General features: G+C 36.8%; 13 protein-coding genes and 2 rRNA genes. 11 read left to right on the top strand and 4 right to left on the bottom strand.

Going from position 1 to position 14,410, the window contains the following annotated elements:
* The first annotated feature begins 16 nt into the window (after positions 1–16).
* From BM327_RS00075 to BM327_RS00035, 9 genes are all read left to right on the top strand, one after another.
* On the top strand, positions 17–460 hold the full coding sequence (locus BM327_RS00075; RefSeq protein WP_090244721.1) for a GNAT family N-acetyltransferase: 444 nt from the start codon (positions 17–19) through the stop codon (positions 458–460).
* A 208-nt stretch (positions 461–668) separates the two neighbouring features.
* Complete coding sequence (locus BM327_RS00070) at positions 669–2,717, top strand: M13 family metallopeptidase (protein ID WP_090244717.1); 2,049 nt, start codon at positions 669–671, stop codon at positions 2,715–2,717.
* Positions 2,718–2,792: 75 nt separating this feature from the next.
* Positions 2,793–3,317 carry a GNAT family N-acetyltransferase gene (locus BM327_RS00065; protein WP_090244712.1) on the top strand — a complete coding sequence of 175 codons (525 nt, stop codon included), beginning with the start codon at positions 2,793–2,795 and terminating at the stop codon, positions 3,315–3,317.
* 369 nt (positions 3,318–3,686) lie between these two features.
* Positions 3,687–4,358: an ATP-binding cassette domain-containing protein gene (locus BM327_RS00060; RefSeq protein ID WP_090244709.1), complete on the top strand. Its 672-nt coding sequence runs from the start codon at positions 3,687–3,689 to the stop codon at positions 4,356–4,358.
* A 111-nt stretch (positions 4,359–4,469) separates the two neighbouring features.
* Positions 4,470–4,958: a P-loop nucleotide/nucleoside kinase family protein gene (locus BM327_RS00055; protein ID WP_090244703.1), complete on the top strand. Its 489-nt coding sequence runs from the start codon at positions 4,470–4,472 to the stop codon at positions 4,956–4,958.
* Positions 4,924–5,421 carry a GNAT family N-acetyltransferase gene (locus BM327_RS00050; RefSeq protein ID WP_090244701.1) on the top strand — a complete coding sequence of 166 codons (498 nt, stop codon included), beginning with the start codon at positions 4,924–4,926 and terminating at the stop codon, positions 5,419–5,421. Before BM327_RS00055 ends, BM327_RS00050 begins: the two co-directional genes overlap by 35 nt.
* Positions 5,422–5,471: 50 nt before the next feature.
* A complete protein-coding gene (locus BM327_RS00045; protein WP_090244697.1) occupies positions 5,472–7,922 on the top strand; it encodes a hypothetical protein in 2,451 nt (816 codons plus the stop codon).
* A gap of 6 nt (positions 7,923–7,928) precedes the next feature.
* Positions 7,929–9,452: a tetratricopeptide repeat protein gene (locus BM327_RS00040; RefSeq protein WP_090244693.1), complete on the top strand. Its 1,524-nt coding sequence runs from the start codon at positions 7,929–7,931 to the stop codon at positions 9,450–9,452.
* 89 nt (positions 9,453–9,541) lie between these two features.
* A complete protein-coding gene (locus tag BM327_RS00035; protein WP_090244688.1) occupies positions 9,542–10,051 on the top strand; it encodes a hypothetical protein in 510 nt (169 codons plus the stop codon).
* Here BM327_RS00035 and BM327_RS00030 read toward each other — a convergent pair.
* The gene (locus BM327_RS00030; protein WP_090244684.1) at positions 10,048–10,953 is read right to left on the bottom strand and encodes a helix-turn-helix domain-containing protein; all 906 of its coding nucleotides are present in this window, start codon (positions 10,951–10,953) and stop codon (positions 10,048–10,050) included. The two genes, BM327_RS00035 and BM327_RS00030, sit on opposite strands and share 4 nt — an antisense overlap.
* A 155-nt stretch (positions 10,954–11,108) precedes the next feature.
* Here BM327_RS00030 and BM327_RS00025 point away from each other — a divergent pair, with 155 nt between their 5' ends.
* Positions 11,109–12,635, top strand: coding sequence for an aldehyde dehydrogenase family protein (locus BM327_RS00025; protein WP_170853621.1), 1,527 nt, complete (start codon positions 11,109–11,111; stop codon positions 12,633–12,635).
* A 37-nt stretch (positions 12,636–12,672) separates the two neighbouring features.
* On the top strand, positions 12,673–13,059 hold the full coding sequence (locus tag BM327_RS00020) for a DUF779 domain-containing protein (RefSeq protein WP_090244675.1): 387 nt from the start codon (positions 12,673–12,675) through the stop codon (positions 13,057–13,059).
* Positions 13,060–13,099: 40 nt separating this feature from the next.
* Here BM327_RS00020 and BM327_RS00015 read toward each other — a convergent pair whose 3' ends face one another.
* The 3 genes from BM327_RS00015 to BM327_RS00005 form a co-directional block, all read right to left on the bottom strand.
* Positions 13,100–13,495 (bottom strand): energy transducer TonB, encoded by a 396-nt coding sequence (locus tag BM327_RS00015; protein WP_090244671.1) that lies wholly within the window; start codon positions 13,493–13,495, stop codon positions 13,100–13,102.
* A gap of 625 nt (positions 13,496–14,120) precedes the next feature.
* Positions 14,121–14,234, bottom strand: a 5S ribosomal RNA gene (rrf, locus tag BM327_RS00010).
* A gap of 55 nt (positions 14,235–14,289) precedes the next feature.
* Positions 14,290–14,410, bottom strand: a 23S ribosomal RNA gene (locus tag BM327_RS00005); the annotation flags it as partial.

The raw sequence follows: 14,410 nt of genomic DNA, 5'->3' as shown, positions 1-14,410 counted from the left end.
GTTTTTTTATGTCTTTATGAAAATAGAAATTAAAAAATGGGAGGAACTCTCTCCCCTCGCCTTACATGATTTAATTGCTTTGCGCATTAATATTTTTGTGGTTGAACAAAATTGTCCTTACCCAGAACTAGACGGCAAGGACTTATTAGCCGATCATCTTGTAATCCATAATGAGACCAAACAACTCATAGGAACAGCACGTATATTAGCCCCGGGTGTGAGTTATAAGGAAGTAAGCATAGGTAGAGTTGCTATAGCAGAAAGTGAAAGAGGTAAAGCCATTGGTCACGAATTAATGCGTGCTGCATTGGACTTCATAGGGCAAAAATATGGCAAGGTTGCTGTAAAAATATCAGCCCAAGAGCATTTACAAAACTACTATCAACAACACGGCTTTGTTACCGTAAGTGAAATGTATTTGGAGGACGACATACCTCATGTTGCCATGAAAAGATCTTAATAACTGGCCTGGATAGCAACGGTAGCTCCACAATGAAATTGGGGACTAGGAGTGGATATCCAGAAATGTCAAGCCCCCCTTCTTAAAACCTCCTACTCCTCACCTAAAAAAGCAAGATGGAGAAGCTTTTGTATATCCTTTAATAAATCAATGCTTTTCCTTATCTTTCCGAGCTTATAATAAACACGCACTACAAAACAAAAAATCAATGATAAAGCAAATCTCAATTTTATCGGTATCTGCACTTGTAGCTACAAGTTGTGGGATTTTTACAGGTAAAGACAAGAATGAATTGCGTTCGTCAGACGGACAAAAAACGATTGACTTATCTTACATGGATAAATCTGTAAAAGCTTCAGAAGACTTCTTTACATACGCCAACGGAACATGGGTGAAAAATAATCCAGTACCAGCGAGTGAGTCGAGATGGGGAAGTTTTAACGAGTTAGATCAGGAAAACAAGAAGAAATTAAAAGCCATTTTGGATGACGCTGTAAAAGCAAATGCGCCAGAGGGTGATATTCAACAATTGTTGGGAGCGTACTATGCTTCTTACATCAACATGGATCAAAGAAATAAAAATGCACTTGGTCCTGTAGAAGAATTGATCTACAACATTACTGAAATGAAAACGAAGGATGAGTTACCTGCTATCCTTGCTCAACTTCACAACAAAGGAATATCTGCATTTTTTAATTTCGGTGTAGGTCAAGATTTAAAAAAGGTTGATGAACACGTTTTGTACCTTTCTCAGGGAGGAATAGGTTTACCAAACCGTAACTACTATTTAGATAAAGATAAAGAGAGCATTCTTTCTGATTACAAGGGATACATTACAAACTTAATTGGTATTACTGGTTTAAGAGATAGAGATAATTTCGCAGGTGCTGTTGTAGCTTGGGAGCAAAATATGTCTGCCTCTATGATGGAGCCGAAAGAATTAAGAATTCCTGAGAATACATACAACCCAACAGATTTTGCTGAGGTTGCACAATACTTCCAGAATTTCGATTTTAGATTGTATACGCATACGAGAGGTTTTGGTGACATTGAAACTCCTATCATTGTTGGTCAGCCAGGTTTCTTTGAAACTTTAGGAAACCAGATAACTGATGCACCATTTGAACAAATAAAAATGTACATGAAGTGGTGTGTTTTAAATCACTATGCTCCACATTTGAGTCAGGATTTTGTAGACGCTTCTTTTAATTTTTATGGTAAAACAATCAAGGGTTCTCAAGAAATGAAACCTATAGAAGAGCGAGCAATCAATGAAATTACTGATATTGCCATAGGTGAAGCACTTGGAAAAGCATTTGTTGAAAGACACTTTAGCGAAGCGGCTAAAGAAAGAGTAAACAAAATGGTAGATAACCTTTTAATTGTATTCGAAGAGCGTATCAACAACTTAGATTGGATGAGTGCTGAAACCAAGCAACAGGCACAATTAAAACTTGCTTCTATTGGTAGAAAATTAGGTTTCCCAGAAGAGTGGAAAGATTTTTCAGGATTGAAATTAAGCAAGGACAACTACATCGCTAACGTGGATGCTTGTACGGAGTTTTCGATCAAAGAGAACATGGCTAAATTGAACAAACCTGTTGACAAAAAAGAATGGGGTATGCCAGCTCACATGGTGAATGCGTATTACCACCCTCTTTTGAATGAAATTGCTTTCCCTGCAGGAATTATGCAACCGCCTTTCTTTGATATGGAAGCTGAAGATGCTGTAAACTACGGTACTATAGGAATGGTTATCGGTCATGAGTTTACGCATGGTTTCGACGACATGGGATCTAAATTTGCTGCTGATGGATCTTTCACAAACTGGTGGTCAGAAGCAGATAGATCAGCCTTCGAAAAAAGAACTGAGAAGTTGGGTAATACTTTTGAGCAATTCTGTGCTATAGAAGGTCACTGTGTAAACCCTGATTTAACGATGGGAGAAAACATTGCCGACTTAGGTGGTATTACCATGGCCTACCACGCATACACGCGTACTGAAGAATTTAAGGAAGGAGAAGAAATAAAAGGCTTTACACCTGCACAACGTTTCTTCATTGCCTACGCACAATTGTGGAAAATCAATTATACGGAAGCAGAATTGAAAAACAGATTAGAGAATGACCCTCACTCTCCAGGAATGTATAGAGTGAATGGACCATTAATGAACTGTCCAGAATTCTTTGAAGCTTTCCAAGTTGCTGAAGGAGACGCTATGCGTAACTCAGCAGATAAGATTAGTAAAATCTGGTAGAAAAAATACCCTATAAATTAAGCCCAGTTCGCAAGAGCTGGGCTTTTTTCGTATTTTTAGTTCAAAGCCCTTACTATGATTGTAAAAACTACTGGACCTTACAAGCTATTACTACTCTTTCCAAAGGACATACATACGCTTTTTAAAGAACAAGATAAAGCTTACATCATGAACTTTTTTGGCTATAGTTCTGAAGCCGAATTTGAAAAACTACAACGCATGCACAAAGAAGGCATGACCACCTATAGATATTCCCTAGCGCTTGGAGTTGTTCAGAATGAACAAGGAATGACTATAGGACATACGGGGTATCATATTTGGAACAAAGACCACAGGAATGCCGAACTATTTTATAGTTTAAAAAGTGATGAATACAAGCGCAAAGGTATTATGAGCAGTGTTGTGCCTTTGGTGCTTCAGGTAGGTTTCGAACACATGAAGCTTCATCGCGTACAAGCGCGTGTAGCCGCTTGGAATACGGCATCCATTCGATTGTTAGAAAAACTAGGATTTCAAAAAGAAGGTATACATCAACAAGATTACTTTTATGAAGGGCAATTTTCTGACTCCATTTGTTATTCCTTGTTAACCGAGGAGTAACTTAACATCTTTTTTAAGAAGGAGCTATACGAAAAACTTTGGTCCTACGTTTTCATCCAAAGCCTAAGCACTTGAAATTATATTTAAGATTTTATCGACCTCTTTTCCCAACTTTAATCATCATCGACCTCATTTGTATGATATTGTTATTAGGAATGGGCAAATATGCATTGATCCTATTCCCGAGCTTTCTAATTTTTAAAATCATAAGTCTTTCGTTGATCGCATGGGTTTACCACCTACGCAATAAAAAGTACTACCTGTATTACCACAACCTAAACATTAAACGTATGCGACTTTGGATATTTACCCTAGGAATAGCATTCTTACAATTTTTGTTGCTCACACTCCCCTTAAGCATCCTTATATATGTCAACTAAACTCCGCCTTTTATCTTCTTCCTACAGCATAGAAAACAGTAAGCATGAAGTTGAGCTCTTCTTAGGGGTTAACGGTGCAAAAATCATAGCCCTTTACGGGAGAAATGGGAGTGGTAAAAGTTATTTATTGGAATTAATCTGTGGAATTAAAACAACCTTCAGTACAAGGGTTGAAATCCAAGAAAAGGGAGAAAATTGGAGAAAACTGAATGCGAATGAAATCGGTTACCTTGCCCAACACAACTTCATACCACCTCATTTAACACTGAAACAGGTTTTGTTGGACTACAGCATTAACCTTCATGATTTAGTAAGAGAATGTTCTTTGTTCGCGCTTAAAGAAAATTACAAAATCAAAAACTTTTCTGGTGGGGAAATTCGACTACTTGAATTGTATTTACTTCTACATAGAGAAAGTAAACTCTTGTTACTAGACGAACCCTTTGCCCAACTCTCCCCATTACATGTTCAACAAGTTAAAACATGGATGAAGCAAAGTAGGTGTGTTATACTTATTACCGACCATAATTTTCAAGAAGTGTTTCCTCTTGCCGATCAACATCTTCTGTTAAAGGATAAACAAGAAATAATTCTCATCGAAAATGAAGAAGAACTTATTAGAGGTGGATATATTCCTAATTCTATTTTCGAACACAATTAAAAAAGGAGCATATCCCCCTGTTTTTAAAGTGTTTTCTCCTTAGTATAGTTGAATTTTTAATATTAAATTGAACCAGAAAAATTAACAAAACTCACTGTTATATCCCTCCTTATGTTGCATTTGATAATTGGAAATACAGGAGCGGGAAAATCGAGTTATGCTCAAAAGCTGAAAAAGGAAGTTGGAGGTGTTTTGTTTTCTATAGATGAATGGAACAAAGTTCTTTTCTTAGAAGACAAAACATCCTCTCACGGACTTGAATGGTTTTTAGAGCGCATAGAAAGGGGTGAAAAAATGATACAGTCGCTTATCATCCAACTCGAAGAATACGAAGTTAACGCCGTCCTTGATCTAGGTTTCTCAAAAAAAGCTCACCGACTAAAATTTATCAAGTTTGCTAAACTACATAACTTCAAAATCCAATTACACTACCTGGATATAGACAAAGCCACACGTTGGCAAAGGGTGAAGTTTAGAAACATCAACAAAGGTCCTACTTATCAATTCAAAGTTAACAAGGCCGAATTTGACTTTATGGAAACTTGGTTTGAGGAATTAACGCCAGATGAACTTAAAAAATGTGTTATTTTTCGAGGCTAAACACATCGGCAAACCAGGAATGATACGCGAATTTCATGTAAAAGACACTACTCCTCTACTCGAATTATTCGATGCAAATACACCCAAATATTTTCATCCCGAGGAAAAAGAAGACCTTAAACATTATCTGGAGAATGAAGTAGAAAATTACTTTGTTTATACATTTGAAAATGGTTTGGTTGCAGCAGGTGGAATCAATTACAAGCCAGAGGAACATACAGCTATTCTATCTTGGGATATTGTACATCCTGAATTTCAAGGCAAAGGAATTGGTAGTGAATTGGTTAAACACCGCTTGCATTTTATTGCCCAACAAAGAATTTACAGTCGTTGTATCGTTAGAACCTCGCAACTTGTCTATCCTTTTTACCTCAAACATAATTTCAAATTGATCAGTAAACATCCCGACTTCTGGGCAAAAGGCTACGACATGTATTATATGAAATTGATTTTTGAATCCTAAGCGATAATTTAATAACTTTAAATTGAAATTTTAGTTCTTACTGCTGCGCTATGACATTTAGGTTACTCCTCTTTAGTTTTACTTTATTTTTAAGTTCATCTGTTCTTTTTAGTCAAGAAGTTCAGAAGGCTACTATTACCTATACCCCACCCGAAAACGGATATGAAATCTCCCTTCCCCTTGCTTGGAAGTTTATCAATTGTTATGGTGAAATTAATGTAACCATTACCAAGAAAATAGATCAGATAAGATCTTCTGCCTACATCTATAATGGTCAAAGGTATACTGTTCAAGATTTAGGTAACGAAGCTTTCTCAAAAATAGAATGTGGACTAACGGATATAAGTGCTGATGTATACAACGCTTCTTACAATTTGGGAAAGGTCAAAATGGGGAATGTAATTGATTGGCTGGGAGGATGTTTTGGGCAAACCTACCACGTTATTGGCGACTTAGGACTTGTGGATGCAGACTATAAAGACAAACTCAGTCAACTTTCCCTGAAAAACTTAAAAATTGAATACGCCAGTACGCGTAATTACAAACTAGAGAGTCAAATCAAAGAATTGGAAAAGCAGAATGCGGTAAAAGCAAAGATAGCTGAAGCTAGAAACGCCTACAGTTCTGGAAATAAAGAAGAAGCTCTAAAACTTTACCAAGAAGCCTTGAAATTAGATTATTCTAATGCTGATGTAAAGGCCAAAATTGAAGCGCTTAAGAAGGAGATAAAAAAGGATGCTAACCAAGAAGAAAAAGAAAAGTTAGAGAAAGAAGCTGATGAACTTCTAGAAAAGGGGAATTTGGAAGAAGCTAAAAAACGCTATCAAGACGCACTTTCGAAAGATCCTTATGATGCCGGGATTAAAGAAAAAATAAAAGAAATAGATCAACAGCTTCAAAAAGAGAAGCAAGCTAAAGTTCAAAATGCGGCTGCTAAATCAGCCGCTTCAAATCGATCACATAGCGGTAGTATTTGGGGAACCAATCACAATGCCGACTCACATGGAAGCGCCACGCAAGCCGCACACCTCTTGGGTAATTTTAGAGTGGATTACAAAATATGGACACTCTCCGGAGAACCTGCACATCAATTTAGATTTTATTGGGAATGGTCAAATGCTCTAAAATCTGGATATCCGCAATGGGTATCGGTGTTAGGTGATACGGTTGTGTTGATTAAAGAATTGAAAAAATATCCCGATTTATGGAATCAATGGAATGCTTTAAAGCCTCTTTATGTAGAAATTGAATGCGACATCTTATATTATAAAAACAAAGATAATTATGTTGCCGATGATGGTACAATCAAAATTATTCCAGAAATAATCGGTACTTCTGGTCAAGAAGTTTCCTGGTCTTTACCTGCTAGTTCTAATTGGGACGAACTCTTTCCTTATTGTAATGGAATCAATTGGACTTTCTTTAGAGAACAAGGTGTTTATGAAGAAATGAATGAATACGAAGATCAATTCGGAACAGATATAGCGTGGCCAAAGTATGCATTTGAGTACAGTGATAATATCAATTATTTCCAAAGTCACAGTTGGTTTAGTAGCATATATAAAGACTTAACTAAAACAGATTTTGAAAACAAGAGTTCATCTGCTGACGTCACCCGAGTTGTATGGCCCGAAGAAAAAATGCAAGCCATTATTCGCGAATTTAAAAAGCGCGAAAAAATGAAGGAAGAATCTAAAATGACAGAAGAAGATTTCTGGAGTACTCCTGAAAATGCAACCACCACAGAGAATACGGACTTTTGGAATACTCCAGAAAATGGTACTACCGTGCAAGAAGTGAAAAGAAAAAATATGGCTGCTGAAACAGCTCAGCTACTCAGCAATAGATCTGTCGCCATAGCCAAGCAAAGGGAAAAATACAAAGCACTCTTAAACCCTTTCACCATAGAAACACCCACTGAAAACAGTGAGCACAGTAAAAATGTTGTAACGATTAAGGGATACATAAATCAATATTTTAGAAAGAACTCAAATAAAGTTTTTCTAAATCTGAATGGAGTAAAACAACAAGTAAATGTAGGTAGTGACGGTCGTTTTTCCAATGCCATGGTACTTTCTAGTGGTCAAAACGATATTAAATTAGAATTACAAGGGAATGGATTCACGCTTTACAAGCCCTTTTCAATTTATTACACGGGTCAGCCTACAGACATTCGCGTTACCCTTACTTGGAATACCTCTTCAAGCGATATTGATTTGTATTTAATTGACCCCAACTCAACCTCTTGCAGTTACAACAATAAATCTACGCAAACCATGTCCTTAGATGTAGATGACACGGACGGATATGGACCTGAGAACATATCCGTTATTAATGGAAAACACGGTACTTATAATATCAGGGTTCAAAATTTTTCTGGTGGAAATGGAACGAAGGCCACCGTGTACATATATGTTCATGAAGAATTAATAGACGTTAAAACCCATACCTTTTATAGGAATAAAGAGTTTTGGGATGTTAAAACAATCGTACTAAACTAAAGCAACATGAGAACTTTTTGTAAACCTTTACTTTTTCTGATTCTAATTACCCTCCCTTCACTTTTGTATGCTCAAAACAATGAACAACAGGCTTTTCAAACCTATAAAAAAGCACGAGCAGCATATGAAAGTCAAAATTTCCACGAATCAGCGCGACTTTTAAAAGAAACTAAAAGTCTCTTAGGAAGTACCAACATACGTATACAACCCATGTATATTAAATCTTTGGTGCAAATAGAAAATTGGCAAGAAGCAAAGAATGAAATTGCTGTTTACTATGGCTTAAACCCTGATCAAAATTTGGTTGAATTCCAAGAAATAAAAAAACTAGAGCTGAATGTTAACCAAAAAGTAAATTCAGAAAACAGCACCTATACCGCACTTATGCGTGTAGAAAACAATTTGGGTTCGAGTATTAGTAGTCACGAAAACTTGGCTGCTCAATACAAAAACTATTTGGCACAATACCCTAAAGCTTTGCATAAATCTGAAGTTGAAAACAAACTCACTAAGCTCAATGATAAAATAGCCTATCTCTATGCTCAACAAGGAAATTCAACAGCAAGTTATGAACGTTACTTGTCTAAGTATCCCTATGGAATTTATGCCCAAGAAGCAAAAAGTAAGAGGGGAAATTTAGATCAAGACGCCTATCAGACTGCCAAAAATAAAGCTACGGCACAGGCCTATAGAGATTACTTGTACCAATTTCCAAAAGGAAAATACAGAACAGAAGTTCAATCTTTATTAAATAATCAACTAGATGAAGATGCCTATAAAAAGGCTTCGAATTCAAACTCCATTACAGACTACGAGTCCTATGCAAGAAACTTCCCCAATGGAAAATATATCACTAGAGTAAATCACATTATTCAAAATTCCTATTTCAAATGGGCCAATGAAGCTTTTGATAGAAAAAACTACTCAACCGCTAAGAATTATTACCAAGTGTTGGACTCGAGATATCCCTATGGCAAGTACGCCCCTGAGGTTAAGAAACAACTGCAAAAATGTAACAGACGGTTGAATCAAAGAGGAGCAGAATTTCTGATGTATAGTTACGACTCTTTGAGTCCAATTGGACTAACATACGGACAACTTAACACAAACAGACTGGGGTATTATTGGACCTTTAAAATGAACGCCAATATTTTTAAAGGCTTTGATGTACTCTATGAAATTGATGATTCAGGGAATACTGATAGCTCTTTCGATACGAAAAGAACCTTTGAATATGCACCGGCAAACATCTGTTTTTCTTATGGTATGACCTTTAAAATAGTCTATCCATTATGGGGTACAATTGGCTTGGGCGGTGGTTATTTCCCAACCTATGAAATGGTAGATAAATACTACAGTGATGGAGATTTTTACGAGTCCGAATGGATGAAAAACACAGACAGAACATCTTGGAATCTTTTTCCTGAGGTAGGTTTAAATTTGAAGGTAGGAAATTCCCTCATGCTTAAATATGGTGTGCTTTATAAAGACAACATCATACATCAATTCGGCTTTGGATTTCAACTCTAACTGTTGAAGTAATTAATATTGAAAAAATATTTTAAAAGCACCAACACTTTGCCTTAGTTGAACGTCATACTATACAAAACGCGTAAACCATGAAATATCTCTTGTTACTTGCCTTACTTATTCCTTTTGCATCATGCATTAAAGAACCCGATTGTGAAATCGTAAATCCTGAAGGGGTTAATTACAAGGGGTGCGGAAATTTCATCGTATATGATCTGTTTGGTGAAGACATACTCCAAAACGCCATCGTTCATGTAGAAGTAGATATCAATTCATTTGCCCTTACGCAAAGCTACAAGAGTTTTGATCTCGCTAATCATCCAGAAATACTATCTCAAATCACGAGCTATAATAAATCTACGTTCAATGGAAATTTATGTACAGATGGTTTAGATCCAGATTTAACAGCGGTGAATATATGGACAGCCACTTCGGGCACAGTTAATATGCGTATAGACAGACCGATAAGTGAATGCGATAATACCTATGTGGTTGATGTAGTAGTTAAAGATGCCAAGTTTGTAGATGATAATGGAAACGAAATTCTCGTTACTGAACAAAACTTTTTACACCGTATGGTCAATTACCAAATTCCTTAGTGCTTCTTTCTATATTGATTCGGACTTAATCCTTCATATTTTTTAAAAGCTCTACAGAAATAATTGGGATCATTAAAACCAGAAGCGTAAGCCACCTCTTTTACACTAATCTCCTTATTTGTGAGTAATTTTTTGGCGTAGTTAATTTTTTCATCAAGTATAAGCTGCCCGGGAGGTATTCCCACTTCTTCTACGAATATCCTGTATAGATTAGATTTCGACATACAAGCAACTTTACATAAATCATCAATGGTAATATTTTGATTTACCTTAGCCATAATAAATTGAATCACCATATAAACGGGTGAATTCAGGTTGGCAAAACTATTTTTATAGTGGTGTAAATTCTGTACACGAATCACGTTTAATAATAATTCACGCACTACAAAATCAACATTATAATCTCTAAAAGGATCGTTTCCCGTAAATACCTGCAGGAGTTTATTGCTTAATTGAGCTAATTCTTCGTTGTTTTTCAGCAAGACTTCATTGAAATTGAAGTTCCATTCTTCGGCAGCCAAATCTGGTTTTATATTATCATTGATAAGTTCTAGCTGTCTTGAAATATAGCTATTATCAATGGCCAAAGCTGTACACTGTGTTGGATTATCCATCTTGGCTTCCGGGAAATCAATTTGAATTAAGGTATCAGAAGGGATTATTACAGTTTCCCCAGGTAAATAATCGAAATGATGATCCTTTGACATGTGCATCACTTTCTTCCCTCTTAACATAGAGGTTATAGTGAGTCCATTAAACTTCAAATTAAAATTTTTTGCTTTTTCTCGCGTCTCGAATAAATTCAATTCACAGAAGTTCGCACTGAACTTAGAACGGTGTTCAACAAGAGAATTTAACTTATCGATTTCCGTGAGTTGGTATGGGGTTATGAACTGTTTCACATGTATGGCTTACCCTACCAAATATACCGAAAAAGCTCTCCTTTAACAAGTTGTAAAATTTAAATCGGGAATAAAATGCTATGAATTGAAAATTATGTCCAGCAAGAATAAATAAATAGTAAGGAGCTTTGAGAAAACACTAAAACTATATACATATGGAAACACTAACTCAAACTTTTCCTTTCGAAGGATTAGAAGTTAATTTCAAGCAAAAATACGACAATTACATTAATGGAGCGTGGACAGCTCCGACCAATGGAATCTATTTTGATAATATCTCTCCCATTAATGGAAAAGCATTTACCCAAGCTGCTAGATCTACGAAAGAAGACATAGATTTAGCACTAGACGCAGCCGAAAAAGCCTTTGTAACATGGAGTAAAAGTGCAGCTGCTACGCGTTCTAACTTGTTACTTAAAATTGCACAAGTATTAGAAGATAATTTGGAATACCTTGCAACCATAGAGACTATAGACAACGGTAAAGCCCTGCGCGAAACTATGGCCGCCGATTTACCTTTGTGTATAGATCACTTCAGATACTTTGCAGGCGTTATTCGTTCAGATGAAAGTACTATATCAGAACATGATGAGCATACAGTGAGCATTAATTTACACGAACCTATAGGTATAGTTGGACAAATCATTCCTTGGAACTTTCCTTTACTTATGGCTACATGGAAAATTGCTCCTGCCTTAGCGGCTGGTAACTGTGTGGTTGTAAAACCTGCTGAACAAACTCCAACAAGTATCATGTGTATGATGGAACTTATCGGAGACATCCTTCCACCGGGTGTATTGAATATCGTTGCTGGCTTTGGTCCTGAAGCGGGTAAACCCTTGGCTACATCTCCTCGTATCTCCAAAGTAGCCTTTACCGGAGAAACGACTACAGGTCGATTAATTATGCAATATGCCTCAGAAAACTTAATTCCTGTAACCATGGAATTAGGAGGTAAATCACCCAACATTTTCTTTAGCTCTGTGGCCGATAAAGACGATGCCTTCTTCGATAAAGCCGTTGAAGGAGCAGTAATGTTCGCGCTTAACCAAGGAGAAGTTTGTACATGTCCATCTCGCATACTCGTCCAAGAAGATATCTATGATAAATTCATGGAAAAAGTAATAGAACGTACCAAGGCCATAAAAGTAATTAACCCTTTGTCTAAAGACAGTATGATGGGGGCACAAGCTTCTAACGATCAATACCAAAAGATTTTGAACTACATAGAGATTGGTAAGGAAGAAGGTGCAGAAGTGCTTTGTGGAGGTGGAAAAATGGAATTGAATAGCGGTTTAGAAAACGGTTATTACATTCAACCTACTTTATTAAAAGGTCATAATAAAATGCGTGTATTCCAAGAAGAAATTTTTGGACCAGTAAGTTGTGTTACCACTTTTAAAACAGTAGAAGAAGCCATAGAAATAGCGAACGATACCTTGTATGGATTAGGTGCGGGAGTATGGACAAGAGATGCCCACGAGTTGTATCAAGTACCAAGAGCTATACAAGCTGGAAGAGTATGGGTAAACTGTTACCACGCTTACCCAGCACATGCGCCATTTGGAGGCTATAAAAAATCAGGATTCGGAAGAGAAACACACAAGATGATGTTAGACCATTACCGTCAAACAAAAAACATGTTAATCTCTTACGATAAAGAAAAACTAGGATTCTTTTAACCCCTTTTCAATTTCCTCAGATAGAAAAGAAGAGTTTATGAATAAACAAACACCAAGAATAACAGTTACCCCAGCTGCCAAAGATTTGATAGCCGAACTCAAAACACTCCATGGAGATTTGTTCTTTCATCAAAGTGGAGGATGTTGTGATGGGTCTTCCCCTATGTGTTTTGCAAAAGGAGATTTCATTATTGGTTACTCAGATATTGGTTTAGGTAAAATTGAGGAAACTGAATTCTGGATGAGTAAAGATCAATTTGAATACTGGAAACACACCCAGCTAAGCTTGGATGTAACAGATGGGAGAGGTTCCAGTTTTTCATTGGAAATTCCGCTCGGGAAAAGATTTATCATTAAGTCTCGCATGTTTACACCCGAGGAAGAGAGCAATCTAACACCTCTCTTTTACAAGGAAGACGATTAAAACTCAAAGAAAAAGCGCCGAGATAACTCGGCGCTTTTTTTTATTTTGCTAATTCAAAATTAATGGGAAGCGTTACATAACTCCTCACTTTCAGACCATCTGCCACAGCTGGCGTCCATGCAGGCATTTCTTCTATCGCCTTTTTGGCTTGCGCATCCAGTAGCTCATTTACTCCTTTAAGTACTTCTACAGAACTTATAGAACCGTCTTTTTCCACGACAAACCTCAGGTAAACTTTTCCAGAAATCCCTTCCTGCTTTGCACTATCCGGATACCTAACATGATCTATCAAATAGGTCATCATTGCCTTTTGACCTCCCACAAAAGTTGCCACTTCATCTGGTGTTGTTGTAGGCACTTCCGGATTTTCTTGTGCTTGAATACCAAACACCATTAAGCACAAACTCAGTGCTAAACAAAACTTTGTAAACTTCATATTTTAGATTTTATAGTTCTTTCCAAAAGCAGCAATTATCGTGCTTAAAATAAACGCTACATGATCATTAATTACAAACTCTTAACATGTCTATTCCCGTTTAATTCTCTATATATGCTAAATAATCCACACATTTCTTTGGTAAAAAGAAATAGTAATCTAACCATGAATAGTGAATATCCTCTCTAAACTCATCATTAAGTACTAGGACAAAAGCATACACTCCTAGCCACCAACACTTTTAAATTTTGAATTTTGAATTAAAGCTGGCTGTTCGGGCGGGCTATCCGTTCTACTCCGTTGTGTTCAGCTTAGTGGACTATGGTCAAACAATAAGTTTCTTATAGTCACTTTCCGTTTTCCCTCTTCCACACAGCTGCTCCCATCCGGGGTGCCACTACTATCCCTAACAGAAGACAGTATTGAGCAAGAGTTTTGAGGAATTTGAAATTGGAGGTTGGAAATTGGAAATTTGAGATTCGAGATTGATTCTTCTAGTAAGGCTATCGCACGAATGTATGGCGTGAGACGATGAACACCATCTCGTGTACTTATGACTGATCACTTTTCACCAATGGCTATAAACTAAAAAAGCCTCATTCCGTTTGGAACAAGGCTTTCTAAAAAGTGGCGTCGACTTACTCTCCCACCCTCAATAGGGCAGTACCATCAGCGCTAGTAGTCTTAACTTCTCTGTTCGGAATGGGAAGAGGTGGACCCTACTGCAATAGACACCGAAAATCATTAATATTTTCGTTGATTGAATATTGGGCGATTGAAGAGTAATAAAGCAAAACTATAAGTCTATGGGTAATTAGTACTACTCGGCTTTGACATCACTGTCTTTACACCTGTAGCCTATCAACGTGGTAGTCTTCCACGACCCTTTAAAGATATCTCATCTTGAGGTGAGTT

The organism is Lishizhenia tianjinensis, from assembly GCF_900116425.1.
Classification (GTDB): domain Bacteria; phylum Bacteroidota; class Bacteroidia; order Flavobacteriales_D; family Crocinitomicaceae; genus Lishizhenia; species Lishizhenia tianjinensis.
The sequence above is the reverse complement of the archived record's forward strand: the minus strand, read 5'-3'. Positions and strand labels throughout refer to the sequence as shown.